General features: G+C 69.6%; 26 protein-coding genes, 1 tRNA gene and 1 pseudogene. 8 read left to right on the forward strand and 20 right to left on the reverse strand.

Annotated features, from left to right (window positions below):
* Window position 1: 1 nt before the first annotated feature.
* The 14 genes and pseudogenes from ACO2Q3_RS08395 to ACO2Q3_RS08460 all read right to left on the reverse strand — a co-directional run bounded on the left by ACO2Q3_RS08395 (window position 2) and on the right by ACO2Q3_RS08460 (window position 8,570).
* On the reverse strand, window positions 2-625 hold the full coding sequence (locus tag ACO2Q3_RS08395; protein WP_423306110.1) for a hypothetical protein: 624 nt from the start codon (window positions 623-625) through the stop codon (window positions 2-4).
* Between the two features lie 23 nt (window positions 626-648).
* Window positions 649-972, reverse strand: a pseudogene (locus tag ACO2Q3_RS08400) (DUF5615 family PIN-like protein).
* On the reverse strand, window positions 969-1,202 hold the full coding sequence (locus ACO2Q3_RS08405) for a DUF433 domain-containing protein (RefSeq protein WP_423306111.1): 234 nt from the start codon (window positions 1,200-1,202) through the stop codon (window positions 969-971). The pseudogene ACO2Q3_RS08400 and the gene ACO2Q3_RS08405 overlap by 4 nt, the downstream one beginning before the upstream one ends.
* A gap of 49 nt (window positions 1,203-1,251) precedes the next feature.
* Window positions 1,252-1,683, reverse strand: coding sequence for a hypothetical protein (locus tag ACO2Q3_RS08410; protein ID WP_423306112.1), 432 nt, complete (start codon window positions 1,681-1,683; stop codon window positions 1,252-1,254).
* Window positions 1,684-1,687: 4 nt separating this feature from the next.
* Window positions 1,688-3,004 carry an NADH-quinone oxidoreductase subunit NuoF gene (gene nuoF, locus ACO2Q3_RS08415; RefSeq protein ID WP_423306113.1) on the reverse strand — a complete coding sequence of 439 codons (1,317 nt, stop codon included), beginning with the start codon at window positions 3,002-3,004 and terminating at the stop codon, window positions 1,688-1,690.
* 11 nt (window positions 3,005-3,015) lie between these two features.
* On the reverse strand, window positions 3,016-3,267 hold the full coding sequence (locus ACO2Q3_RS08420) for a hypothetical protein (protein ID WP_423306114.1): 252 nt from the start codon (window positions 3,265-3,267) through the stop codon (window positions 3,016-3,018).
* Between the two features lie 20 nt (window positions 3,268-3,287).
* A complete protein-coding gene (locus ACO2Q3_RS08425; RefSeq protein ID WP_423306115.1) occupies window positions 3,288-3,527 on the reverse strand; it encodes a hypothetical protein in 240 nt (79 codons plus the stop codon).
* On the reverse strand, window positions 3,524-4,207 hold the full coding sequence (gene nuoE / locus ACO2Q3_RS08430; RefSeq protein ID WP_423306116.1) for an NADH-quinone oxidoreductase subunit NuoE: 684 nt from the start codon (window positions 4,205-4,207) through the stop codon (window positions 3,524-3,526). The genes ACO2Q3_RS08425 and nuoE overlap by 4 nt, the downstream gene beginning before the upstream one ends.
* 3 nt (window positions 4,208-4,210) lie before the next feature.
* Window positions 4,211-4,561: a nuclear transport factor 2 family protein gene (locus tag ACO2Q3_RS08435; protein ID WP_423306117.1), complete on the reverse strand. Its 351-nt coding sequence runs from the start codon at window positions 4,559-4,561 to the stop codon at window positions 4,211-4,213.
* Entirely contained in the window at window positions 4,558-5,823 is a 1,266-nt protein-coding gene (locus ACO2Q3_RS08440) for an NADH-quinone oxidoreductase subunit D (protein WP_423306118.1), read from the reverse strand. The genes ACO2Q3_RS08435 and ACO2Q3_RS08440 overlap by 4 nt, the downstream gene beginning before the upstream one ends.
* Complete coding sequence (locus ACO2Q3_RS08445) at window positions 5,820-6,467, reverse strand: NADH-quinone oxidoreductase subunit C (protein ID WP_423306119.1); 648 nt, start codon at window positions 6,465-6,467, stop codon at window positions 5,820-5,822. The genes ACO2Q3_RS08440 and ACO2Q3_RS08445 overlap by 4 nt, the downstream gene beginning before the upstream one ends.
* Complete coding sequence (locus ACO2Q3_RS08450; protein WP_423306120.1) at window positions 6,464-7,045, reverse strand: NuoB/complex I 20 kDa subunit family protein; 582 nt, start codon at window positions 7,043-7,045, stop codon at window positions 6,464-6,466. Before ACO2Q3_RS08450 ends, ACO2Q3_RS08445 begins: the two co-directional genes overlap by 4 nt.
* Window positions 7,015-7,392 (reverse strand): NADH-quinone oxidoreductase subunit A, encoded by a 378-nt coding sequence (locus ACO2Q3_RS08455; RefSeq protein ID WP_423306121.1) that lies wholly within the window; start codon window positions 7,390-7,392, stop codon window positions 7,015-7,017. The genes ACO2Q3_RS08450 and ACO2Q3_RS08455 overlap by 31 nt, the downstream gene beginning before the upstream one ends.
* Window positions 7,393-7,508: 116 nt before the next feature.
* Window positions 7,509-8,570: a GDSL-type esterase/lipase family protein gene (locus ACO2Q3_RS08460; protein ID WP_423306122.1), complete on the reverse strand. Its 1,062-nt coding sequence runs from the start codon at window positions 8,568-8,570 to the stop codon at window positions 7,509-7,511.
* Between the two features lie 153 nt (window positions 8,571-8,723).
* On the opposite strand from ACO2Q3_RS08460, the gene ACO2Q3_RS08465 reads away from it, so the two are divergent.
* Window positions 8,724-8,800 (forward strand) — tRNA-Asp (locus ACO2Q3_RS08465).
* 205 nt (window positions 8,801-9,005) lie between these two features.
* Window positions 9,006-9,806, forward strand: coding sequence for a class I SAM-dependent methyltransferase (locus ACO2Q3_RS08470; protein ID WP_423306123.1), 801 nt, complete (start codon window positions 9,006-9,008; stop codon window positions 9,804-9,806).
* Window positions 9,807-10,019: 213 nt separating this feature from the next.
* Here ACO2Q3_RS08470 and ACO2Q3_RS08475 read toward each other — a convergent pair whose 3' ends face one another.
* Together ACO2Q3_RS08475 and ACO2Q3_RS08480 are read right to left on the reverse strand one after the other, a co-directional pair.
* Window positions 10,020-10,454 (reverse strand): hypothetical protein, encoded by a 435-nt coding sequence (locus ACO2Q3_RS08475; protein WP_423306124.1) that lies wholly within the window; start codon window positions 10,452-10,454, stop codon window positions 10,020-10,022.
* A 208-nt stretch (window positions 10,455-10,662) separates the two neighbouring features.
* Window positions 10,663-10,920, reverse strand: coding sequence for a hypothetical protein (locus ACO2Q3_RS08480; protein WP_423306125.1), 258 nt, complete (start codon window positions 10,918-10,920; stop codon window positions 10,663-10,665).
* Window positions 10,921-11,169: 249 nt separating this feature from the next.
* Between ACO2Q3_RS08480 and ACO2Q3_RS08485 the strand changes: the two genes are divergently transcribed.
* Entirely contained in the window at window positions 11,170-12,111 is a 942-nt protein-coding gene (locus ACO2Q3_RS08485; protein ID WP_423306126.1) for a tetratricopeptide repeat protein, read from the forward strand.
* Window positions 12,112-12,139: 28 nt separating this feature from the next.
* Here the strand turns inward: ACO2Q3_RS08485 and ACO2Q3_RS08490 are convergent, their stop codons facing one another.
* Window positions 12,140-13,204: a potassium channel family protein gene (locus tag ACO2Q3_RS08490; RefSeq protein ID WP_423306128.1), complete on the reverse strand. Its 1,065-nt coding sequence runs from the start codon at window positions 13,202-13,204 to the stop codon at window positions 12,140-12,142.
* Between the two features lie 193 nt (window positions 13,205-13,397).
* Complete coding sequence (locus ACO2Q3_RS08495) at window positions 13,398-14,015, reverse strand: carbonic anhydrase (protein ID WP_423306129.1); 618 nt, start codon at window positions 14,013-14,015, stop codon at window positions 13,398-13,400.
* A 175-nt stretch (window positions 14,016-14,190) separates the two neighbouring features.
* On the opposite strand from ACO2Q3_RS08495, the gene ACO2Q3_RS08500 reads away from it, so the two are divergent.
* Both ACO2Q3_RS08500 and ACO2Q3_RS08505 read left to right on the forward strand, forming a co-directional pair.
* Entirely contained in the window at window positions 14,191-15,720 is a 1,530-nt protein-coding gene (locus tag ACO2Q3_RS08500) for an ATPase domain-containing protein (RefSeq protein WP_423306130.1), read from the forward strand.
* A 53-nt stretch (window positions 15,721-15,773) separates the two neighbouring features.
* On the forward strand, window positions 15,774-17,390 hold the full coding sequence (locus ACO2Q3_RS08505; RefSeq protein WP_423306131.1) for a response regulator: 1,617 nt from the start codon (window positions 15,774-15,776) through the stop codon (window positions 17,388-17,390).
* 17 nt (window positions 17,391-17,407) lie between these two features.
* Here the strand turns inward: ACO2Q3_RS08505 and ACO2Q3_RS08510 are convergent, their stop codons facing one another.
* Entirely contained in the window at window positions 17,408-18,649 is a 1,242-nt protein-coding gene (locus ACO2Q3_RS08510; RefSeq protein WP_423306132.1) for a glycosyltransferase, read from the reverse strand.
* A 212-nt stretch (window positions 18,650-18,861) separates the two neighbouring features.
* On the opposite strand from ACO2Q3_RS08510, the gene ACO2Q3_RS08515 reads away from it, so the two are divergent.
* Window positions 18,862-20,124 carry a glycosyltransferase gene (locus tag ACO2Q3_RS08515; protein WP_423306133.1) on the forward strand — a complete coding sequence of 421 codons (1,263 nt, stop codon included), beginning with the start codon at window positions 18,862-18,864 and terminating at the stop codon, window positions 20,122-20,124.
* Here ACO2Q3_RS08515 and ACO2Q3_RS08520 read toward each other — a convergent pair.
* Complete coding sequence (locus tag ACO2Q3_RS08520) at window positions 20,114-20,848, reverse strand: SDR family NAD(P)-dependent oxidoreductase (protein WP_423306134.1); 735 nt, start codon at window positions 20,846-20,848, stop codon at window positions 20,114-20,116. The genes ACO2Q3_RS08515 and ACO2Q3_RS08520 overlap by 11 nt on opposite strands.
* Window positions 20,849-20,983: 135 nt before the next feature.
* Here ACO2Q3_RS08520 and ACO2Q3_RS08525 point away from each other — a divergent pair, with 135 nt between their 5' ends.
* Together ACO2Q3_RS08525 and ACO2Q3_RS08530 are read left to right on the forward strand one after the other, a co-directional pair.
* The gene (locus ACO2Q3_RS08525) at window positions 20,984-21,349 is read left to right on the forward strand and encodes an EthD domain-containing protein (RefSeq protein ID WP_423306135.1); all 366 of its coding nucleotides are present in this window, start codon (window positions 20,984-20,986) and stop codon (window positions 21,347-21,349) included.
* Window positions 21,349-22,797, forward strand: a complete 1,449-nt coding sequence (locus ACO2Q3_RS08530; RefSeq protein WP_423306136.1) for an alpha-L-fucosidase — start codon at window positions 21,349-21,351, stop codon at window positions 22,795-22,797. Before ACO2Q3_RS08525 ends, ACO2Q3_RS08530 begins: the two co-directional genes overlap by 1 nt.
* The last annotated feature ends 54 nt before the right edge of the window (window positions 22,798-22,851 follow it).

The following is a 22,851-nucleotide window of genomic DNA, read 5'->3' on the forward strand; positions in this document are numbered from 1 at the left end:
GCTACTCGTCGTCCTTCGGGCAAATCGGGCGGGGTTGATTCAGCGCGTCGGCGATAACGCGTCTTAGCCGGCAGGAATAGCGTTTTTCGTAGCTGCCGTCCGCTTGCAGGCTGCGAATCGCGGGAGCGTTGCAGCGGATGCGCTCCTTCACCAGGAATGCCCACCGCTCGTTGCCGGGCGCCATCTGCAGAATCTGCTCGGAGGTGGTGATCACCATGTATCCGTAGGCCGTGTAGCGGTCCCGATAGGTGCCGCCGTTCGCCGAATGCGGGTCGGTGGTGGTCATGAGTCGGCGGAACTTCTCGTCCGTGTCCGGACAGGCCAGTTCGGGGTTGGCCAGGCTGGCCTGGTTCAGGGCGTTCCAGCTCTGATAGGTGGAATCCATCACCTCCAGGTCGCGCGCCGTGCGCAGCTGCGAGAGCCCCACGCCGACGCCGATCACGGCAGTCATGGCGGTGATCAGCGCCGACACGCCGCCCACCAGCGCCCAGAATTCCACCGAGCCGATCACCAGCCGCCAGGTGCGTGGCGGCGCCTGCAGGGCGATGTCGACGTCGCTTGCCGGATCGGCCAGCGCCCGCCGCAGGTCTTCGCCGCTGATGTCCCCTGCCCGCTCGTCGCTCATCGCCAGCCCCCGGCGCTTCGCCGCTAAACCTCGACGATTGCCTCTCCGGCGTCCAGATATCCTCGCGCCAGCGACCAGGTGATGTCGAGATAGCGCTCGAGAATCCTGTTCGGCGCATTGCCGATCTGCAGCCAGAGAATCTGCGGGCCGTCCGCGTGTCTTCGCCGGTTGGCGAAGTCCTCGTCCTTCGTCACGATGACCAGGCCTTCCCGGAAGGCGTACGATCAGATTTCGGCATCGGTCGCGGTCGCCATCCCAAGTGACCGTACGTGGATGGCTTCGACTCCCCGGCGTCCGAACCAGCCGACCAGGGCCGCGGGGAGTTGCTGGTCGATCAGCAGCCTCACTCGGCGGCAGGGATCATGATAACGGGATGATCAACCCGCTCGGCGGCGTAGGCCAACGCGGCGCTGATGTCCTCGGCTTCGAGATCAGGGTGATCGGACAGGATTTCCTGCTGCGTCGCCCCGGCGGCAAGCATCTCAAGCACGTCCGTGACCCGGATCCGCAGCCCGCGGATGCAGGGTCTGCCACCCATCTTCCCGGGTTCTGCCGTGATGCGATCGATCAGAGACATGCCCCGATCCTAGCATGCACGCGAGTCTGTGTCCCCCCGCCGGCGCGACCTAGCTGAACGCCTCGGCGGCCTCCCGCGCCCCCGGGATATGGCCGAACGGCCGCCAGTTCAGCCGCCGCCAGTAGGGCCCCACCAGCACCAGCTGGAACAGCCAGGTGGCGAACGCGGCAGACGCGACCCCGAACAGGCCGCTGCCCACGCCGATCGCGAAATTGAACAAGAGCCACGCCAGGCCGGCGAGGAAGCCCACGGTCAGCACGACCAGGGGCCAGCGGCTGAGCCGCAGCGTCGCCACCACGATCCACAGGCTGATCGCCGCCGCCAGCGCCCAGATGAACGGCGCGCTGGTCAGCTGTTGCTCGAAGACCTTCAGCGACGGGATCCGTTCCCGCGCCGCGGTGACCTGCACGGCGAGTCCCAGGGCCGCCGCCAGCTTGATCGGCAGCGGCGTCATCCCGGCGCGGAGCACCAGGCGGGGCAAGCGCCTATTCCGCGGCGACCAGGGTCGCGCCCTGCACGTGCGGCTTGCGGGCGCGATAGTTGGCAATGCGCTCCTCGACCTCGTGGCGGAAGTGGCGGAACAGGCCCTGGATCGGCCAGGCCGCGGCGTCGCCCAGGCCGCAGATGGTGTGGCCCTCGACCTGGCTGGCCACGTCCAGCAGCATGTCGATCTCCTTCGGATCGGCCTCGCCGGTGACCATCCGCTCCATGATCCGCCACATCCAGCCGGTGCCCTCGCGGCACGGCGTGCACTGGCCGCAGCTCTCGTGCTTGTAGAAATAGCTCAGCCGGGCGATGGCGCGGATCAGGTCGGTGTCCTTGTCCATCACGATCATGGCCGCGGTGCCCAGGCCGCTCTTCAGCGCCACCAGGCTGTCGAAGTCCATCAGCGCCGTCTCGGCTTCCTCGGCCGGGATCATCCGCACCGACGAGCCGCCGGGGATGATGGCCTTCAGGTTTCCCCAGCCACCGCGCACGCCGCCGAAATGTTCCTCGACCAGCTGCCGGATCGGGATCGACATGGCCTCTTCCACCACGCACGGCTTCAGCACGTGGCCCGAGGCGCTCATCAGCTTGGTGCCGGTGTTGTTCGGGCGGCCGAACTTGACGAACCACTCGGCGCCGCGGCGCAGGATCTCCGGCGCCACCGAGATCGACTCGACGTTGTTCACCGTGGTCGGGCAGCCGTAGACCCCCGCGCCCGCCGGGAACGGCGGCTTCAGCCGCGGCTGGCCCTTCTTGCCTTCCAGGCTCTCCAGCAGCGCCATCTCGTCGCCGCAGATATAGGCCCCGCCCCCATGGGTGACGCGGATGTTGCAGTCCCAGCCCAGCTTGCTGTTCTTGCCGATCAGCCCGGCCTCGGTGGCCTGGACGATCGCCGCCTCCAGGCGTTCGCGCTCCAGCACGTATTCGCCGCGGATATAGATGAAGCAGTCGTGCGCGCGGATCGCCCGGCACGCCACCAGGCAGCCTTCGATCAGCCGGTGCGGGTCGTACCGCATGATCTCGCGGTCCTTGCAGGTGCCCGGCTCGGACTCGTCGGCGTTGACCACCAGGTAGTGCGGCCGCTCGCTTTCCTGCTTGGGCATGAAGGTCCACTTCAGGCCGGTGGAGAAGCCCGCCCCCCCGCGGCCGCGCAGGCCGGAGTTCTTGATCTGCTCGCACAGCCATTCCGGCTCCATGGCCAGCATCTCGCGCGTGCCGTTCCAGATGCCGCGCTGCTTCGCCCCCTCCAGGCCCCAGTCATGGACACCGTAGAGGTTGGTGAAGATGCGATCCTTGTCTTCCAGAATGCCGACCATGGTTGAACCGCTCAGATCTGACCCGTAGGGTCGAAGGGATGGGTGCGCACCCAGGCGGTGCGCCGGAAAATCACGACGGTGAACAGAATCCAGCCGGCGGCGATGATCGCCGCGCCCAGCCAGACCATCCAGGACGCGGCCAGCGGCCCGTAGCGCCCGCCCACCAGCACCAGCGCCCCGATCAGGCAGGCGACCAGGCCGGCGGTCTGCTCGCGCCGGTACAGGGCGCGGTAGGCGTCCAGATAGGCGAGGCGCGCGCGCAAGATGGCCGGGTCCTCGTCCATCAGCCGCCGCGGCATTTCAGGAAGCCGACCATGAACCACAGGTGGGCGCCGAAGCCGACCAGCAGGGCCGCCAGGAACAGCCAGGTCATCCAGCCGATGTGATAGGCCATGCCGCCGACGATGCCGGCGATCGCCGCCAGGGCGCAGACGCCCGTGATCGCCAGCGTGATGATCAGCCGGCGCTGCTGGATCGCGACATCACCCGTCGCGCGCCCGTCGGATGGCGCGCCGGCCGTCACGCCGTGGGCTCCTTGGCCTTCTTCGGGGCCTCGGGGGCGTTGGGCAGCTTCTTGATCGGCTTGGCGGCCGAGCCGTCGTACAGCTTGGGATCGGTCAGGGTCAGCGGGCCGCCTTCCGGCGCCGCGCCCTGGCGGCCGATGTACGAGCCGCGCTCGGGCTTCAGGCCCGCCGCGAAGTCGTCGAGGATCTTGGCCAGGATCTGCGGCGACAGGTCGTCGTAGTAATAGTCGTTGATGGCCGCCATCGGCGCATGGGTGCAGGCGCCCAGGCACTCGACCTCTTCCCACGAGAACTTGCCGTCCTTGGAGACGTGGTTCTTCGGGCCGATCTTGTCGAGCAGCACCTTTTCCAGGTCCTTGGCCCCGCGCAGCATGCAGGGGGTGGTGCCGCACAGCTGCACGAAGGCGACCTTACCCACCGGCTCCAGCTGGAACATGGTGTAGAAGGTGACCACCTCGAACACCCGGATCACCGCCATGCCCAGCATGTCGGCGATCACCCGCAGCGCGGGCTCGGGGACCCAGCCTTCCTGCTTCTGCACCAGCCACAACAGCGGGATCACCGCCGACTGCTGGCGGCCGGCGGGATACTTGGCCATCCACCATTGCGCCTTCTCCAGGGACTCCGGATTGAAGGCGAAGCTGGCCGGCTGTTCCTTGGCGAGGCGGCGGACGGACATGGACTAGCCCCTGACGAAGTCGACGCGGGCGATCTTGCCGCCGGCGATGGTGTAGATGGCGGCCACGTCGAAGGTGTCGCCGCCGGGCGTGCGCGCCACGCGCTCGTGGTCGATGACGGTGTTTCCGATCACCACCCGGTTCACCAGCGCGGCGTGGTTCTGCGGAAACTCGGCGAACATCTTGGCGTAGGCCTCGCGGTAGGCCGCCATGCCCTGGCGGATGACCGCGCCGTTGAAGTCGGCCACCACCACATCGTCCGAATAGAAGGCGCAGTGCGCGTCCAGGTCCTGGGCGTTGTAGGCGTCCAGCTGCCCCTGGGCGATGTCGGCCGGGTTGAAGGCGGCGGCGCTCACCGGTCGATCTCTCCGAACACGATATCCAGACTGCCGAGGATGGCGCTCACGTCGGCCAGCATGTGGCCCCGGTTCATCCAGTCCATCGCCGCCAGGTGCGGGAAGCCCGGCGCGCGGATCTTGCAGCGGTACGGCTTGTTGCCGCCGTCAGCCACCAGATAGACCCCGAACTCGCCCTTGGGCGCCTCAACGGCCGCGTAGACCTCGCCGGCCGGCACGTGGAAACCCTCGGTATAGAGCTTGAAGTGGTGGATCAGCGCTTCCATCGAGCGCTTCATCTCGCCCCGGCGCGGCGGGCTGACCTTGTGGTCGTCGCTCAGCACCAGGCCCGGCGTCTTCTTCAGCCGCTCGGTGCACTGCAGGATGATCCGCACCGACTGGCGCATCTCTTCCATGCGGCACAGGTAGCGGTCGTAGCAGTCGCCGTTGACGCCCAGCGGGATGTCGAACTCCAGCTCGTCGTAACATTCGTACGGCTGGTTGCGGCGCAGGTCCCAGGCGATGCCCGAGCCGCGCACCATCACCCCGGTGAAGCCCCAGGCGATCGCCTCTTCCTTGCTGACCACGCCGATGTCGACGTTGCGCTGCTTGAAGATGCGGTTGCCGGTGATCAGCTTGTCGATGTCGGCCAGCGGGCGGGCGAAGGCCTTGGCCCAGTCCTCGATGTCCTGCACCAGCTCGGGCGGCAGGTCCTGCCGCACGCCGCCCGGCCGGAAGTAGTTGGCGTGCATCCGCGCGCCCGAGGCGCGCTCGTAGAACACGAACAGCTTCTCGCGTTCCTCGAAGCCCCACAGCGGCGGGGTCAGGGCGCCCACGTCCATGGCCTGGGTGGTGACGTTCAGCAGGTGGTTCAGCACCCGGCCGATCTCGTTGTACAGCACCCGGATCAGCTGGCCGCGGATCGGCACCTCAAGACCCATCAGCTTCTCGATGGCGAGCACGAAGGCGTGCTCCTGGTTCATCGGCGCGACGTAGTCCAGGCGGTCGAAGTACGGCGTGTTCTGGGTGTACGGCCGCGACTCCATCAGCTTCTCGGTGCCGCGGTGCAGCAGGCCGATGTGCGGGTCGACCCGCTCCACCAGCTCGCCGTCCAGCTCCAGCACCAGACGAAGAACCCCGTGCGCCGCAGGGTGTTGCGGGCCGAAGTTGATGTTGAACTTGCGGACCGGGGTTTCCGGGATCGAGGGGTCGAGCGGATGGCCCTCAGGCGGAGTGCGCTCGAAGAAGTCGGCCGAATCGGCCGGTGAGTTCTGGCCCGTCATGCCGGCTTCTCCGCCTTTTCGTCACCCGGCAGCACCTGGGGATAGCCCTCCCCCGGGCGCGCGTACTCGGCGCCTTCCCACGGCGACAGGAAGTCCCACGAGCGGAATTCCACCGACTTCACCGGCTCGTAGACCACCCGCTTCAGCTCGTCGTCGTAGCGGACCTCGACGTAGCCGGTCATCGGGAAGTCCTTGCGCAGCGGATGCCCGTGGAACCCGTAGTCGGTCAGGATCCGGCGCAGGTCCGGATGGTTGTCGAAGAAGATGCCGTACATGTCGAAGGCTTCGCGCTCGAACCAGTCGGCGACCGGGAACACGCTGACGACCGACGGCACCGCGGTGTCCTCGTCGGTCTGCACCGTTACCCGCACCCGGCGGTTATGGGTCATCGACAGCAGGTGGTAGACCACGTCGAAGCGCAGCGGCCGCTGCGGATAGTCGACGCCCGCCAGGTCGATCAGCTGGTGGAACTGGAACTGCGGATTGTCACGCAGGTTGGTCAGCGCCTCGACGATGCGGGTCGCCGGGCCGCCGACGGTCAGTTCGCCGAACTCGATCCTGTAGTGCCCCAGGGCGCCGGCCGAGTTGGCCACGATCGCCTGGCCCAGGGCCTCCAGCTCGTCATGGGTCGCCGGCCAGCTCATCGTTCGATGTTCCCCGTGCGGCGGATCTTCTTCTGCAGCTGCAGCACGCCGTAGACCAGCGCCTCGGCGGTGGGCGGGCAGCCGGGCACATAGATGTCCACCGGCACGATGCGGTCGCAGCCGCGCACCACCGAATAGCTGAAGTAATAATAGCCGCCGCCGTTGGCGCAGCTGCCCATCGAGATCACGTAGCGCGGCTCGGGCATCTGGTCGTAGACCTTGCGCAGCGCCGGAGCCATCTTGTTGGTCAAGGTGCCCGCCACGATCATCACGTCCGACTGCCGCGGCGAGGCGCGCGGCGCGAAGCCGTAGCGCTCCAGGTCGTAGCGCGGCATCGAGGCGTGCATCATCTCGACCGCGCAGCAGGCCAGGCCGAAGGTCATCCACATCAGCGAGCCGGTGCGCGCCCAGGTGACCAGGTCGTCGGCCGCGGCGGTGACGAAGCCCTTGTCGGCGAGCTGGGCGTTGACCCCGTCGAAATAGGGGTCGTGCAGCTTGGGATCATAGCCCTCGACGGTGGAACGCGCCGCCGAACCGGCCGGAACGATCACTCCCATTCCAGGGCTCCCTTCTTCCATTCGTAGGCGAAGCCGACCGTCAGCACGAGCAGGAAGGTGAACATGCTCCAGAAGGCGTAGATCCCGGTCTCGTGCGGCAGCTTCATCAGCGTCACCGCCCACGGGAACAGGAAGGCGACTTCCAGGTCGAAGATGATGAACAGGATCGACACCAGGTAGAAGCGCACGTCGAACTTCATGCGCGCGTCGTCGAAGGCGTTGAAGCCGCACTCGTACGACGACAGCTTTTCCGGGTCGGGCGCCGTGGGCGCGAACACCGCCGAGGCGATGTAGAAAACCAGGCCGATCACGCTGGACAGGCCCAGGAAGATGACGATCGGCAGATACTGCAGGAGGAAGGCGTTCATTCGAGGCCTCGGCGGGAGTCGCGGCTCTTCTAGACCAAGGGTCCGCCGGGTTCAAACGCCAAGCCCGGTTCCGTTCCGATGTTCTGCGAACGCCCGCCGCCCGGGCAGCGGCGGCGTCAGATCAACGCCCCCTCCCCGCTGAGCATCAGGGCGTGGAAGCGCTCGCCCATGCGCCGGTAACCGGCCGTGTTCGGATGCAGGTCATCGGGCAGGTCGTGCGCGTCGGACTCGCCGAACAGCTCCAGGCCGGAGAGATAGCGGATGTGGCCGTCGCCGACCGCCTGGCGGGTCTTCACTACCTGCGCCAGCAGCTCGCGCATGCGCACCAGGGGCAGCCCGCCGCCGTCGCCCTCGGCCTCGCGGCCGGGCGAGAAGATCGGCGAGATCACGCAGATCGGCGTGGCGGGATGCTTCTCGCGGATGATCGACAGCATGGCGTGGGCGCTGTCCAGGAAGGTGCGTTCCTTCAGCTGCCCCTCGTTCCAGACGTTGATGCCCAGCTTCAGCACGATGGCGTCGGCCGCCTGGTCGCGGATCACCCGCGCCGCCAGCCCGCTCAGCAGGCACGATCCCGCCCAGCCCAGGTTGATATGCCGCAGGTCGGCCAGGCCCGACGCCACCGCCGGCCAGCCCGCCGCCGCGCCGGTGGCCTCCATGCAATGGCTGATCGAGCTGCCGTGGAACAGGATGGTGCGCCGTCCGTCCGGCCAGGGCGTGGCGCCCGCGCCCGCGTCCAGCTGCAGGCCCCGCACCGAGACCGTGGCCGCCTGCGGCAGCCACAGCTCGAGCCCCTTGTCCCCGGCCGGCAGCCCGTCGAACGTCACCACCGCCTGCTCGTCGCCAACGCCGGTGAAGTCCGGCTGCAGCACCAGCCCGCCCGCCGCCACGGCCCGGCCCCAGGGCTGGCCGTCGACGAGCAGGTCGTAGGCCCCGCGCGGCTCGACCCCGGGTTCGCCGGCCAGCAGGCGCTGGTTCACCGCCAGCCGCACGGACCGCGAGTCGGTCCGGAAACGCAGCCGCACGCCGGCCGGCGTCGAGGCCACCCAGCGCGTGAAGGGGTCGTAGAACGGCGCCTCCGGCGAGGGATAGCGCAGCGGCTGCACCGAATCGGCGCGGCGGCGCAGGTCGATGTGGCCGTCCAGCAGCCCCGCGATCGTTTCCAGCCCCACCTCAGCCATGCGCCACCCCTTGCTCCGACCGGTTTTGCCCCAGCGATAGCGAGTTTCCGCGCCCCGGACCACACGCCGCAGCAACAGGCCTGTTGACGTCGGCCCTCGCCGGACATATCAGACGCCCCTCGCGCCGCCGGGCCTGCCCCGACGGTCGCCTACGCGGGTGTAGCTCAGTTGGTTAGAGCGCCGGCCTGTCACGCCGGAGGTCGCGGGTTCGAGCCCCGTCACTCGCGCCATTCATTCAATCACTTAGCGCCATCGCCTCGTGTAGCTACGAGATAGGCCGCTGTCGTCGTTGCGACGGCGTTCGGCCCGCTCCCTGGCCGAAGTGCGCTGTTCCACTCATCTTGCGCCTTCCGAGGGCGACCTCGGCGACCGCTGCCACACGCACCGCGCCCCCCGCCTCACGGGGCTCGGCGCGGCGGATAAGGAGCGAGACCGATGCCTGAACCCCTCCAGCTCGACCGCGCCTTCGGTCGCCAGGCGTTTGGCGCCGACCCCGCCAACTACCATGCGGCGCGTCCGCCATATCCCGGCTGGGTGTTCGAAACCCTGCGGGACGTCTGCGGCGTGCGAGCCGGCAGCCACGTCTTCGAGATCGGCGCGGGCGCCGGCAAGGCGACCGGACCGTTGCTGGCGCTCGGCGCCGACCCTTTGGTCGCCATCGAGCCGGATGCCCGCCTGGCGGACTTTCTTCGCGCCGCCTTCCCGGGCTCGGCGCTGGATGTGACAACGCAAACCTTCGAGGACGTCGAGCTGGAGGCGGGCGCCTTCGACCTTGGCCTGTCGGCCACCGCCTTCCACTGGCTCGACGAGGGTCCGGCGCTCGCCAAGATCGCGCGCAGCCTGCGAGCCGGAGGCTGGTGGGCGGCGCTCTGGAACAATTTCGGCGACGACGCCTACCCCGACCTCTTCCACCTGGCGACGCAAGGGGTGTTGGCCGGCCCAGCCAGTCCCGGGGAAGGTCAGCGCGGCATACCGTTCGGTCTGGACGCCGCGGCCCGCATCGCGGCGATCGACGCCACCGGCGCGTTCGAGCGGGTGCTCTACTACACCAGTCACTGGCCGCTGGTGCTGACCGCCGACCAGACGGTAGCGCTCTATGCCACCTATTCCAACGTCACCGCGTTGCCGAACGCCGCCGACGCCCTGGCTGAGCTGCGCCGGATCGCCGAGACCGAGTTCCCTGGCGGGGTGACGCGCAACATGACCACCATTCTCTATCTGGCCCGCCGCGCTTGACGCTTGCGGCCGGTGAAGCTCCGTCCCACGACGTCTTTCCTCAGGCCCGCCAATTCTAGGCGCCTAGGTCCGCATCCCCCCCTTCCCGGACATTCAAGGCATCCGCTTGAGGGCAAGAGGCGCAAAGTCAAATTTCGGGCGCGACGCCACCGACCGCTAACGCCCCGCTACAGAAATTGCGAAGGTCGGCTTCCCGGGGCTTCGGAGCGTGCCTTAAGTCCCTATTGATAGCCGGGCTTCCCTACCAGCCTGCCTGATGCAGCGGATCAACGCGGCACCCGCCAGCAGCCCGTATGCGACGATGCTCCCGACCAATCCCGCAGCGATCAGCACCTCCGAACGAAGCACGCCAACGGTGACGGCGAAAGCCGCGCTCCAGGCCAATGCTGCCAGGTACCTGGGCAGAGATTTAGGTCGGGCGAAGTACAGTTCCTGCACCCGCCGTTCGGTGAATGGATGATTGGCGAAGAAATAATAGTCCAAAACGCTGGTCCCAACGCCTGCGTCCAACAGCAACAAGAGGCCGGGCATCGCGAGGCATGCAGCTGAGGCGTTCGGAAGGACGCCTGACGCTTCAGCAACAATGGCGGCCGCAGTAATGACGCCACCAACCCAGTACGGGAAGTTGGCGGAGCCGGTGAAAGTCATGAGAACGTCTCGCGTGAGCGCGCACGATGTCGGATTGCAGGGGACGGCTCAATACCCGCAAACCACCCTTCGCTGACGCTCGCCAGGTCCGCTTGTGGCGGGTGCGGTAGCCAATCGGCTGAACGTTCGCTTGTCTCGGCGGCTCCAAAGGCAATAACCGACCCTCGGCGGACGCATTTCGCACACGCCCCCCGCCAGCGAGTCGCGTCTAGGATGGGCGGCGCACCTCAGAGTTCCGCCATCGCGTAAGGTCGCCTTGGGCCTCCAGACGTCCATCAGCCACGAGAACCGCAAGCCGCCCGGCGATCCGGTTGAGACTCTCATCTCGTTCGTCGCTATCGAACGCCCAGCCGCCGCCGCTGGAAACGCGCCAGCCCAGCTTTTCCGCCGCCGTGACAACAACCATGGCTACCTTGCGCCAACGCTCTCCCACGACCAGCATCAGCGCGTCATCAATCTGATCCACCGCTCGATACTCCGGACGAATGAATGGGGACTCAGATACGGCTGACTCTCATCCGTAAACCCAGTTTTGGCCCGGGCCCGCCTCGGCATCGCAACTCAAGTAGAGTCCGCAACCCGCCCGAAGCGGACATTCGCAGAGTCTGCTTGCGGCGCATGGTGCGTGAAGATCCATCGCCGGCTGACTCCAGCTCTGCCCGGAGCTATTGATCGGCCTGGGCTGCGCCGGTGCGGCGCGGCGAGGATCGAGGCGATGGGTCGGGGTTTCTGGATCGGGGCGACGGGGGCGGCGGCGGTGCTGGCCGCGGTGGCGCTGTGCGGTCCGGCCGGCGCCCGGCCTACCCTGCCGGCCGCCGGCGCCGACGGGGCGGCCATGGCGCTGTGCGAGAACCTGCGGCGCGACATCGACCCGGGCGCCCGCATCGCCGCCTGCGACGGCCTGATCATCGGCGGCGCCCAGGGCGAGACCCTGCGCCGGGCGCTGATCGCAAGGGCCAACGCCTATCTGGAGCGCGGCGGCGCCCTGCGGGCGATCGACGACTTCACGGCCGCCATCGCCCTGAAGCCGGATGAGGCGGGTCCCTACGCCGACCGGGCGCTGGTGCGCGAGGCGCTGGGCCAGCATCGCGCGGCGATCGCCGACGCCAGCCACGCCCTGGCGCTCAATCCGTCGCTGATCCCGCCCTATGTCACCCGCGCCAACGCCCGCCAGGCGCTGGGCGACCAGGCCGGGGCGCTGAAGGACTTCGACCAGGCGCTGACGGTCAACCCGGACCTGGGCGGCATCTATTTCGGCCGGGCGATGCTGCGCGGCTCGCTGGGGCAGGAGCCGGCTGCGGTGGCCGACTACGGCGAGGCGATCCGCCTGCTGCCCAACGATCCGGCGCCGCTGGTGAACCGGGCGGTGATCTACATGCGCTGGGGCCGGCTGGACGACGCCGGCAAGGACCTGGACCAGGCCCTGAAGCTGGACCCGAAGATGGCCACGGCGATGTTCGACCGCGCCCTGCTGATGGACATCAAGGGCCAGAAGGACGAGGCCCTGCACATGCTGGACAAGGCGATCAAGCTGCAGCCCGACTTCGCGGCCGCCTATTGCGCCCGCGCCCGGGTGCGCCGCACCTCGGGAGACGATCCCGGCGCCGAGGCCGACCTCACCGAAGCGACGCGCCGCGGCGGCAAGAGCTGCGCCTAGACGGGCGCTGGCCGGGAACAGGGGCCGCCTAGAACAGCGTGCGCCCTGCCCTCACCCGCTCGGCCGGGGCGGAGAAGAGGCTGCCGAAGGCGGCGCCGCTGCGGCCCACCAGCACCAGGCCGTCGCCGGCGGCGATGCGCTGGTCGCGCGCCGGGCGGGTGACCACCTCGCCGTCCTTCGGATTGTACTGGGCGACGAAGAAGGCCCCGCGTCCGCGCTCCTCCAGCTCGGCGACGGTCAGGCCGACGACGGCGGTGTTCGCCTGGGCGGTGACCATCTCCAGCTCCATGCCGAGGTCGCCCAGGATCTTCTCGAAGTCGCGCATCCGCTCGCTGCCGCGCAGGAATCGCGCGGTCTCCGGGAACAGGATCATCTCGGCGATCCGCTCGGCGCCGATGTGCGTCGGCAGCACCACCTTGTCGGCGCCGGCCTGCCGCAGCTTGGTCTCTGTGGAGGGCGCCTCGCCGCGGGCGATGATCTGCAGCCTGGGGTTCAGGCTGCGCGCGCTGAGGGTGATGAACACATTGGCCGCATCGTTGGGCAGCACGGTGGCCAGGGTGGCGGCGCGCTCGATGCCGGCGGCCTCCAGCGCCTCTTCGCTGGTCGCATCGCCCTGCAGCACCAGGCAGCCCGCGTCCCGCGCCTCGGCCAGCTTGTGCTCGTCGCGCTCCACGATCACGAAGTGCGAGCCGCCGGCCCGCAGGGTGCGCGCCAGCATCTCGCCGATGCGGCCGTAGCCGCAGATGATCACGTGGCCGCTCAGCTTCTCGATCTCGGTCTTCACGCGACTGGCTCCCAACAGCTGGCGGATCTCGGACAGGGTGAAGGCCTGCACCAGGGCGCCGGTCACCAGGATCATGCCCGTGCAGCCCAGCACCATGGTGGCCATGGTCACGGCGTGCAGATAGGGCGTGTTGATCGGGTGAACCTCGCCGTAGCCCACGGTGTAGACCGTCAGCACGACCATGTAGATGGCGTCGGAAAAGCTCCAGCCGGCCCCCATGTAGGCCGCCGTCGACAACGCCACGACCACCAGCACGAAGGCGATGATCGACATCAGATTGCGCAGCGGCGAGCTGAGCAGCCGGTACATGATCCTTCGAAAGCCTTCCCCGGACGATCCCGCCCGCAAGCTAGGCCACGGACGGCGGACCGCAAGGCGCTTGCGGCCACAGCCGCCCCGGAACGGTCACCCGGGCCGCCTTGCGAGCCGAATGGCGGCGTCGACGCCGCCCGGGCGCCGCATTATCGGCCCTGAGGCGTCCCCGATGCGCCGGCGGCCGGCCTCAGCGCGCGAGCCGGTCCAGGTCCTGGAGGCCGCCGACGGTGACGCCCAGGTCGTTCACCAGGCCGGTGTGCAGCGAATAGACCCAGCCATGCACGCACAGGCTCTGCCCGCGCGCCCAGGCGTCCTGCACGAACACGTCGGAGGCGACGTTGCGCACCTGGCGGATCACGTTCAGCTCGCACAGCCGGTTCAGCCGCTCGGCTTCCGCGCCGATGGCGTCCAGCTCGTGGCGATGGTCGTGCGCCACCTCGCGGATCGGATGCAGCCAGTGGTCCACCAGCCCGCGCCGCTGGCCGTCCACCGCCGCGGCGACACCCCCGCAGCCGTAGTGGCCGACCACCATCACGTGCTTGATCTTCAGCACGTCGACGGCGAACTGCAGCACCGACAGGTAGTTGGCGTCCTGCGGCGGGGCCAGGTTGGCGACGTTGCGGTGCACGAACAGTTCGCCGGGATCCAGGCCGACGATCTCGTTGGCCGGCACGCGGCTGTCGGAGCAGCCGATCCAGAGGTACTCCGGCGCCTGCTGGCCTTCCAGGCGCTGGAAGAAGCCGGGATCCGCGGCGACCTTGCGGGCCGACCAGTCGCGATTGTTCTGCTTCAGTTCGTCGAGCATGCGGGACCTCCAGGCGCGCCCCTCTAGTCCCGGCCGCCATCTCCCTGCAACCCTGTCACCGCGTGAGGCTGACGCAGAGCGAGGCAAGCCGGCCGAAAAAACGTGGCCGTCATGCATCCCGGGCCGGACTTGGCCGTTGTTCACGATCTCAAGGGCGCCCCGACGGGCGCGAGCGATGCATGGGACAGGAATGCAGGCCGAGACCACCGAGGGCGCAAGAGCGGGGCGGTTCATCTCCACCGGTATCCGGGACTTCGACGCGGTGCTCGGCGGCGGCCTGACCCCCAACCGGTCCTACCTGCTGGAAGGCACTCCCGGCAGCGGCAAGACCACCATCGCCCTGCAGTTCCTGCTGGAAGGCGTGCGCGTCGGCGACCGTGGCCTGTACATCACCCTCTCCGAGACCGTGGCGGAACTGCGCGAGGTGGCGCGCAGCCACCACTGGACGCTCGACGGCGTGGAGCTGTTCGAGCTGGTCAGCTCCGAGGGGCTGGACCCGGATGCCGAGCAGTCGATCCTTGAGCCGTCCGAGGTGGAGCTGGGCGAGACCATCCGCGGGGTGATCGAGTGCGTCGACCGCATCCGCCCGGCGCGGGTGGTGTTCGATAGCCTGTCGGAGATGCGGCTGCTGGCGCAGAATTCCCTGCGCTACCGCCGCCAGATCCTGGCGCTCAAGCAGTATTTCTCGACCCGCGAATGCACGGTGCTGATGCTCGACGACCGCAGCTCCGACCCCGCCGACGTGCAGCTGCATTCGATCGCCCACGGGGTGATCACCCTGCAGCAGGCCGTGGAGGACTACGGCGCCGAGCGCCGGCGCCTGCGCGTGGTGAAGATGCGCGGGGTGAAGTACCGCGGCGGCTACCACGACTTCGTCATCGAGACCGGCGGCGTGCAGGTGTTCCCGCGCCTGATCGCCGCCGAGCACCACCGCGAGTTCAGCGGCGAGATGGCCGGCTCCGGCGTCGTCGCCCTGGACAGGATGCTCGGCGGCGGCCTCACCCGCGGCACCAATACCCTGCTCAGCGGCCCCTCCGGCGTGGGCAAGACCAGCACCGCGATCCGCTGCGCCCTGGCCGCCCTGGAGCGGGGCGAGAAGGCGGCCTACTACCTGTTCGACGAAGGCATGGGCACCATGCTGGCCCGCGCCCGCTCGATGGGCATGGACCTGAGGCCCTATCTCGACAGCGGCCAGCTGCGCGTGCAGCAGATCGATCCGGCCGAAATCTCGCCGGGCGAATTCGCCACCTGGGTCCGGCAGGCGGTGGTGGAAGGCGGCGCCAGCTTCCTGGCCATCGACAGCCTCAACGCCTTCCTGCAGGCGATGCCTGGCGAGAAGTACCTGCTGCTGCAGATGCACGAGCTGCTGAGCTTCCTGAACCAGCAGGGCGTGATCACCATGCTGGTGCTGGGCCAGCATGGGGTGATCGGCGAGATCCGCTCCGACATCGACCTCAGCTACCTGTCGGACAGCATCATCCTGTTCCGCTTCTTCGAGGCCAAGGGCAGCATGCTCAAGGCCATCTCGGTGTCGAAGAGCCGGACCACACCGCACGAATCCAGCATCCGCGAGTTCACACTGGGGCCCGGCGGCCTGCTGGTGGGCGAGCCGCTGAAGGACTTCGACGGGGTGTTCTCTGGCCTGCCGCACTATCGCGGGGCGACCCCGCTGATGCCGCAGCAGCACGACGGGAGCCGGGAATAGGCGCCGAAGACCGCATCCTGCTCCTGGCGCTGCGCGGCCGCGACGCGCAGGTCATGGAGGAACTGCTCTCCCGGCTCGGCCACGAGAGCGTGACCTGCCGTCCGGGCGGCGGGCTGGCCGAGGGGCTGGCGCACGGCGCCGGCGCGGCCCTGGTCACCGAGGAGTCGCTCGCCGAGACCGACCTGGAAAAGCTGGAGGCCTGGCTGGCCGACCAGCCGCCGTGGTCGGATTTTCCGTTCATCATCCTGGCCACGAAGCGGTCCGGCCGCCGGCCCGAGGCGGCGCTGCGGGTCATCGAACGGCTGGGCAATGTGGTCCTGCTCGAACGCCCGTTGCATCGCGAGACCCTGGCCAGCGCCGTGGACTCCGCCCTGCGCGGGCGGCGGCGCCAGTACGAGACCCGCCGCCATCTGCACAAGCTCGAACAGGCCGAGGACAGCCTGCGCCAGCTGAACGCCCGGCTCGAGGACCGCATCGTCGAGCGGACGCAGGAGCTTGCCCGCGCCAACGACCAGCTGATGCAGGAGATCGCCGAACGCGAGCGCGCCCAGGCCGCCCTGGTGCAGTCGCAGAAGATGGAGGCGGTGGGCCAGCTGACCGGCGGCATCGCCCACGACTTTAACAACCTGCTCACCGTCATCGGCGGCAATCTGGAGCTGATCCAGCGGCGGGCCAACGATCCGCGCGTGGTGACACTGGCGGAGTTCGCCAGCCAGGCCACCGACCGCGCCGGCAAGCTGACCCGCCAGCTGCTGGCCTTCTCGCGCACGCAGCGCCTGACCCTGAAGCCCGTCGACATCAACGCCCTGGTCGCCGGCATGCGCGAGCTGCTGGAGCGCACCATCGGCCCGATGTTCGCGGTGCGCATGGACCTGGACCCGTCCGGTCCCTGGGCGATGGCCGACGCCAACCAGGTGGAGCTGGCGATCCTCAACCTGGTGATCAACGCCCGCGACGCGATGGCCGGGGGCGGCGAAATCCGCATTTCCAGCAGCCGCCAGCCGTCGGAGGAGGCGAGCCTGCGCAGCGGGGACTATGTAGTGATCCGGGTGATCGACGCCGGCGCCGGCATGTCCCCGGCCCTGCTGGAGCGGGTGTTCGAGCCGTTCTTCACCACCAAGGCCATAGGCAAGGGCACCGGCCTCGGCCTCAGCCAGGTCTATGGCATCGCCCAGCAGTCCGGCGGCGGCGCCTTCATCGACAGCATCGAGGGCGTCGGGACCACCGTCGCCATCTGGCTGCCAGTGGCGGAGATGACGACTGAGGCCGCCCACCCGCCGCGGGCGGCTGTCGGCGTGCGCCAGGGCCAGCGCGAAAGGATCCTGGTGATCGAGGACGATCCCGGCGTGCGGCGCTTCATCGTCGAATGCCTGGAGAGCCTGGGCTATCGGGTGCAGGCGGCGGCGCACGGCCGCGAGGGCCTCGACAAGCTGAGCGCCGACTGCCCGCAGCTGCTGATCGTCGACTACGCCATGCCGGGCATGAACGGCGTAGAGGTGGTGGAGGCGGCGCGCCTGACGGCGCCGGACCTGCCGATCCTGCTGGCCACGGGCTATGCCGACATGGAGGCCGTGCACCGGGTGGTCGACGCCGAGCGGGTGCTGAAGAAGCCGTTCCAGATCCGCGAACTCGAGGCTGCGGTGCGGGACGCCCTGACCCAGGGCGCCTGAGCCCTCTCTTCGCGCCCTCAGTTCAGCTGATCAGGCTCCGGCAGGGGTCCGAACGCCGCTGCGCCGGTGAGTTCGGCGTAGACCGACGAGAGGCGGGTGAACACGCGGTCCCAGCCATGCTGCGCCGCCGCCCGCTCGCGCGCCGCGGCGCCCACCGCCGCCACGTCCCGGGCGAACAGCGCCTCGACCGCTTCGGCGAAGTCCTCGGGCGTGGAGCGGCGCGCCAGCTCGCCCACGCCCACGTCGACGCTTTCGGCCACCCCGCCCGACGCCACGCCCACCACCGGCAGGCCGCTGGCCATGGCCTCCAGCACGATCAGCCCGAACGGCTCGGCGTCGTTGGCGTGCACGAAGGCGTCGCAGCTGGCCATCAGCGCGGCCAGGTCCTTCGGGTCGGTCTGGTAGGGCAGCTCGATCACGCGCTCGGAGGTCGGCGCCGCCCCGGCCGCGCCCACCAGCAGCAGCACATAGGGGTCGCCCAGCCGCTCGACGGCCTCGACCAGCACGTCCACGCGCTTCTCGCGGGCCGGCCGGCCGGCGAACACCAGCAGACGATGCCGGCTGGTCAGGCCCAGTCGCCGGCGCAGCGCCTCCGGGTCGGCGCGCGACGGATGGAAGGTCAGGGTGTCGACCCCCAGCGGCAGGGCGATCGGCGACGGCACGCCGGCCTCCTCCAGGCGTTCGGCCATGAACCGGCTGGGCGCCACCGCGCGGTCGAAACGGCGGTAGATCTCGCCCCAGTGCTTGCGCACCGGCTTTTCCGCCCACTCGCCGATGTGCAGCGCCGCCAAAGCCCCGAGGTCGGTGTGGCAGAAGCCCACCACCGGCACGCCCAGACTCTCGCCGGCCTTCAGCGCCGCCAGGCCGGGGGTATAGGGATCGCCCGCCTCGATGATGCTGGGCCGCGTGCGCATCAGGCGCTTCATCCAGGCGGTCTTGCCCAGCGGCCAACGGTAGCCGTCGCCGAACGGCAGGGGCGCGGCATAGATCGACATGGCGCCGGCGCCGTCGTGGCCATGCCGGTCGCCGGGCACCACCAGGGTGTGCCGCACCTGCGGCCGCTCGGCCGCGAACCAGGCCCGCTTGGCGTTCAGATAGCGCTTCACCCCGCCGGACCTCGGCGCATAGAGCATGGTGGTGTCCACGAGACGCGGCCGCCCGTCGGGCGTGCGCGCCGCCAGCCTGACAGCGCCCCGCCCCACCTGGCGCAACCGGTCGACGATCGAATGCGAGAACACCTGCTCCAGCCTCCGCTCCATCCACTCCATAGATAGTAACGCACACGCCGCCGCGCCGGCGCCCCATCAACCGTCCGTCGGCGGCGGATCGTCAAGATGGCGCGCAGGCCCTATTCCGTCCGCCGACTCCCCTTGCCCTACTGAAAGCATTTCAGTGTCAGTCCCATGACAGGGCTTGCGGCGGCGGCGGCGTCTTGAGTATCGAGCGGCGCCTTACGGAGAACCCCTGGCCCATGGCCCGATTTTTGTTTGCGACCTGGGAGGGCGGCGGGCACGTCCAGCCACTGATGCTGGTGGCGCGTGGCCTTGCCGACCGCGGCCATGCGGTGCTGGTGCTCAGCGACGCCTGCAACGCCTCGGACGCCGCCGGCGTCGGCGTTCCCTTCCGCCCCTGGCGGACGGCCCCCTCCCGTCCCGACAAGTCGCCGGCCACCGATCCGTTGCGCGACTGGGAGCACAAGAGCCCGATGGAGGTGATCAACGGGCTGAACGAGGCCTTGATCGCCACGCCGGCCGCCGCCTACGCCCGCGACACCCTGGAGGCGATCGACGATTTCAAACCCGACGTGGTGGTCTCGCAGGAACTGCTGATGGGCGTGATGATGGCGGCGGAGTCGCGGGGGCTGCCGCTGGCGCTGCTGACGGCCAACATCTGGCCCTTCCCCACCATGCCCGGCGCCCCGCCGTTCGGCGGCGGCCTGCCGCTGGCGGCGGACGAGGGCGTGGCCGAGCTCTACGTCCGCATCGCCGAGGCCACCCGCGGCGCCTACCAGTCCGGCCTGCCGGCGGTGAACGCCGCGCGCGAGGGGCTTGGCCTGCCGCCCCTGGCCGACATGCTGCACCAGCTCGACGTCGCCCGGCGGATCCTGCTGGCGACCAGCGCCCACTTCGACGCCGTCAGCGACCCGCCCGCCCCGTTCATCCACGTGGGCCCCTATCTGGCCGACCCCACCTGGGCCGAACCCTGGACGGCGCCGTGGACGCCGGATCGCACCGATCCCCTGGTGCTGGTCACCTTTTCCAGCATGTACCAGGGCCAGGACGGCGCGGTGCGCAACGTCATCGCCGCGCTGGGCGGGCTGCCGGTGCGGGGGCTGGTGACCCTGGGGCCGGTGCTGGACGTCGGCGACTTCCCGGCGCCGCCGAACGTGGCGGTGGTCAGGAGCGCACCGCACTCGCAGATCCTGCCGCACTGCGCCGTGGTGGTCAGCCACTGCGGCCACGCCTCCACCCTGCGCCCGCTGATGGCCGGGGTCCCGATCCTGGCCATCCCGATGGGCCGCGACCAGGACGACAACGCTGCGCGCGCCGTGGCCGCCGGGGCGGCCGTCCGCCTGCCCCGCGATGCGACGCCCGAGGCGATCGCCGCCGCCCTGACCAGCCTGATCCAGGAACCGGGCTGGCGCGAGGCGGCGGGGCGGCTGGGCGCCGCGATCCGCGGCGACGTCGAGGCCCGCTCGGCCGAGGCCGAGCTGGAGGCGCTGGTCAGATCCTGAGGGTCATGCCGCCGTCGGCGGCGATCGCCTGGCCGGTGACGAAGCCGGCGTCGTCCGAGGCCAGGAACAGCGCCACCCGCGCCACGTCCACCGGCTCGCCCAGCCGGCGCAGCACCGACTTGCGGGCCCAGATCTCGGCCACCTTGGGGTCTTCGAAGCTGCGTGCGGTCATGCCGGTGCGGATCGCTCCCGGCAGCACCGCATTGGCCGTCACGCCGTGCTTGCCCAGCTCCAGCGCCAGCGACCGGGTCAGGCCCAGCACCCCGGCCTTGGAGGCGCAATAGGCGACCAGACCGTAGTCCGTGCCGTTGGCCATCACGCTGGCCGTGGAGATGATCCGGCCCGCCGGCGAGCCGATCAGGTGCGGGATGGCCTCGCGGCAGGTGCGGAACACCGCCTTGAGGTTCACGTCGTTGACCCGGTCCCATTCCTCGTCGGTCATGCTGGCGGCCAGGGCGTTGATCCCGACGCCGGCGTTGTTGAACAGGATGTCCAGCTGGCCGAACGCCGCCAGGGCTGCGCCCACCACCTGGGCCGGGGCGTCCCGGGTCGCCAGGTCGACGGCCAGCACCTCGATCGCCTCGGCCTCGAACTCCAGGTTCGCCCCCGGACGGTCCACCGCCAGCACCCGGGCGCCCTCCGCCGCGAACAGCTCCGCGCTGGCCCGTCCGATGCCTGACGCCGCCCCGGTGACGATCGCCGCCCTGCCCGCCAGTCGCGCCATGGCCTGTCTCCCTGATGTTTGCCTGGTGTTTGGGCTTAGACTGCTTGCCTGACGCTAGGTGCGTCCAACGCAAACTGCGCCCGGCGAGCGGCCCGAAGCGGCCGCCGTCCTGGGGACGACGGGGAGGACCGAGACATGATCAAGCTGACCTTCTGCCTGGTGCGCCGGCCGGAGTTCACCCGCGAGGCCTTCCAGGCCTACTGGCACGACCACCACGCGCCGCTGGTGGCCAGCGTCCGCGAGCCCCTGCGCATCCGCCGCTACGTGCAGCTGCACAGCCTGCCGGCCGAGGCCTCGGCCGCCCTGCGCGTCGCGCGGCAGGGACCCGAAGGCTTCGACGGGGTCGCGCAGCTGTGGTGGGACAGCTTGCAGGACGTGCTCGGCAACAGCCACCCCGACGCCCAGGAGGCCGGCCGCAAGCTGCTGGAGGACGAGCGCAAGTTCATCGACCTCGAGCGCTCGCCGCTGTGGTGGGGCGAAGAGAAGGTGATCTTCGGCTGATGGCGTCCCCCGAACAGGTCCTGGCCGACCTCAACGCCCGCCCCCTGCCCGCCTGGTACGACGACGCCAAGTTCGGCATCTTCATCCACTGGGGCGCCTGGGCGATCCCCGCCTTCGCCCCGCGCCTGGGCTCGATCGGCGAGGCCTTCGCCAAGGACTACGACCGGGCAGTGGCGATGACGCCCTATACCGAGTGGTACTGGAACGCGATCCGCGTGCCGGGCACGCCCTCCGCGGCCTTCCACAAGGCGCACTACGGCCATGCGCCGTATACGGACTTCAAGGCGGCGTTCGAGCAGGGCCTGCGCGCCTGGGACCCGGCGGCCTGGGCCGAGGCCTTCCGCGACGCCGGCGCGCGCTATGTGGTGCTGGTCACCAAGCACCACGACGGCCTGTGCCTGTGGCCCAGCGACGTCGCCAACCCGCACCAGGCCGACTGGACCACCCGGCGCGACATCGTCGGCGAGCTGGCCGCGGCGGTCCGCGCCGCCGGCCTGCGCTTCGGGGTCTACTATTCCGGGGGCATCGACTGGACCTTCAACAGGCGCCCCCTGCGCACCCTGGCGGACTTCTCCGGCTCCATGCCGGGCGGGCCCTACCGCGCCTACGCCATGCGCCAGGTCCGTGAACTGATCGATCGCTATCAGCCCTCGGTGCTGTGGAACGACATCGCCTGGCCCACCTCGCCGATGCGCCTGCACGAGCTGTTCGCCGACTACTACGCCGCCGTGCCCGAGGGGGTGGTCAACGACCGCTGGGTCACCTCCAACTATCCGAAGAACCGGCTGGCCTCGGCCGCCGCCCGGCGCAAGCTCGACGAGCGGATGAAGGCCTATTACGCGACCGCGCCCGAGGCCTCGCACGGCGTCATCCCGCGGCCGATCCCGCACAGCGACTTCCGCACCCCCGAATACACCGGCTTCTCCACCATCCAGGCCAAGAAGTGGGAGGCCACCCGCGGGATGAGCTTCTCGTTCGGCTTCAACCGCCACGACACCGAGGCCGACTACGCCACGCCGGAGGCCCTGGCCGGCGACTTCATCGATGCGGTATCGCGCAACGGCAACCTGCTGCTCAACGTCGGCCCGCGCGCGGATGCGGTGATCCCTGACGAGCAGCTGTCGCGGCTGCGGCGCTTCGGCGCCTGGCTGCGCGCCAACGGCGAGGCGATCTACGGCTCGCGCCCCTGGACCCGCTCGGACGGCGAGACCGACACCGGCCAGACTGTCCGGTTCACGCGCACCGACGGGCGGCTGAACCTGATCTTCAAGGGGCCGGTCCCGGCAGGACCGGTGGTGGTGCGCGACCTCCGCGTGAGCGGCGCGGCCCGGCGCCTCGCCGATGGCGCGCCGGTGGCGACGGAGCCCCGTGGCGACGACACGGTCCTCACGTTCCCCAACGCATCGACGGATACAATCGGCTCGGCGGTGAGTGTGTCGACACCCTGACGCTCGCTTGGGTCCAAAGGTCGAGCCCCCTCCCCGCCGTCCCCGCCCGGCCGG

The sequence above is a fragment of the Caulobacter sp. KR2-114 genome (genome assembly GCF_049446115.1).
Lineage (GTDB): Bacteria > Pseudomonadota > Alphaproteobacteria > Caulobacterales > Caulobacteraceae > Acaudatibacter.

Excerpts from the sequence above, each read along its gene's own strand:
- nuoF (WP_423306113.1), bottom strand. The coding sequence starts at position 3,004 with ATGGTCGGCATTCTGGAAGACAAGGATCGCATCTTCACCAACCTCTAC.
- ACO2Q3_RS08395 (WP_423306110.1), bottom strand. The coding sequence starts at position 625 with ATGAGCGACGAGCGGGCAGGGGACATCAGCGGCGAAGACCTGCGGCGG.
- ACO2Q3_RS08485 (WP_423306126.1), top strand. The coding sequence starts at position 11,170 with ATGGGTCGGGGTTTCTGGATCGGGGCGACGGGGGCGGCGGCGGTGCTG.
- ACO2Q3_RS08505 (WP_423306131.1), top strand. The coding sequence starts at position 15,774 with ATGGAGGAACTGCTCTCCCGGCTCGGCCACGAGAGCGTGACCTGCCGT.
- ACO2Q3_RS08440 (WP_423306118.1), bottom strand. The coding sequence starts at position 5,823 with ATGACGGGCCAGAACTCACCGGCCGATTCGGCCGACTTCTTCGAGCGC.
- ACO2Q3_RS08510 (WP_423306132.1), bottom strand. The coding sequence starts at position 18,649 with ATGGAGCGGAGGCTGGAGCAGGTGTTCTCGCATTCGATCGTCGACCGG.
- ACO2Q3_RS08515 (WP_423306133.1), top strand. The coding sequence starts at position 18,862 with ATGGCCCGATTTTTGTTTGCGACCTGGGAGGGCGGCGGGCACGTCCAG.
- ACO2Q3_RS08530 (WP_423306136.1), top strand. The coding sequence starts at position 21,349 with ATGGCGTCCCCCGAACAGGTCCTGGCCGACCTCAACGCCCGCCCCCTG.
- ACO2Q3_RS08525 (WP_423306135.1), top strand. The coding sequence starts at position 20,984 with ATGATCAAGCTGACCTTCTGCCTGGTGCGCCGGCCGGAGTTCACCCGC.
- ACO2Q3_RS08405 (WP_423306111.1), bottom strand. The coding sequence starts at position 1,202 with ATGTCTCTGATCGATCGCATCACGGCAGAACCCGGGAAGATGGGTGGC.
- ACO2Q3_RS08520 (WP_423306134.1), bottom strand. The coding sequence starts at position 20,848 with ATGGCGCGACTGGCGGGCAGGGCGGCGATCGTCACCGGGGCGGCGTCA.
- ACO2Q3_RS08490 (WP_423306128.1), bottom strand. The coding sequence starts at position 13,204 with ATGTACCGGCTGCTCAGCTCGCCGCTGCGCAATCTGATGTCGATCATC.
- ACO2Q3_RS08495 (WP_423306129.1), bottom strand. The coding sequence starts at position 14,015 with ATGCTCGACGAACTGAAGCAGAACAATCGCGACTGGTCGGCCCGCAAG.
- ACO2Q3_RS08450 (WP_423306120.1), bottom strand. The coding sequence starts at position 7,045 with ATGGAAGAAGGGAGCCCTGGAATGGGAGTGATCGTTCCGGCCGGTTCG.
- ACO2Q3_RS08470 (WP_423306123.1), top strand. The coding sequence starts at position 9,006 with ATGCCTGAACCCCTCCAGCTCGACCGCGCCTTCGGTCGCCAGGCGTTT.
- ACO2Q3_RS08460 (WP_423306122.1), bottom strand. The coding sequence starts at position 8,570 with ATGGCTGAGGTGGGGCTGGAAACGATCGCGGGGCTGCTGGACGGCCAC.
- ACO2Q3_RS08445 (WP_423306119.1), bottom strand. The coding sequence starts at position 6,467 with ATGAGCTGGCCGGCGACCCATGACGAGCTGGAGGCCCTGGGCCAGGCG.
- ACO2Q3_RS08455 (WP_423306121.1), bottom strand. The coding sequence starts at position 7,392 with ATGAACGCCTTCCTCCTGCAGTATCTGCCGATCGTCATCTTCCTGGGC.
- nuoE (WP_423306116.1), bottom strand. The coding sequence starts at position 4,207 with ATGTCCGTCCGCCGCCTCGCCAAGGAACAGCCGGCCAGCTTCGCCTTC.
- ACO2Q3_RS08500 (WP_423306130.1), top strand. The coding sequence starts at position 14,191 with ATGCATGGGACAGGAATGCAGGCCGAGACCACCGAGGGCGCAAGAGCG.
- ACO2Q3_RS08475 (WP_423306124.1), bottom strand. The coding sequence starts at position 10,454 with ATGACTTTCACCGGCTCCGCCAACTTCCCGTACTGGGTTGGTGGCGTC.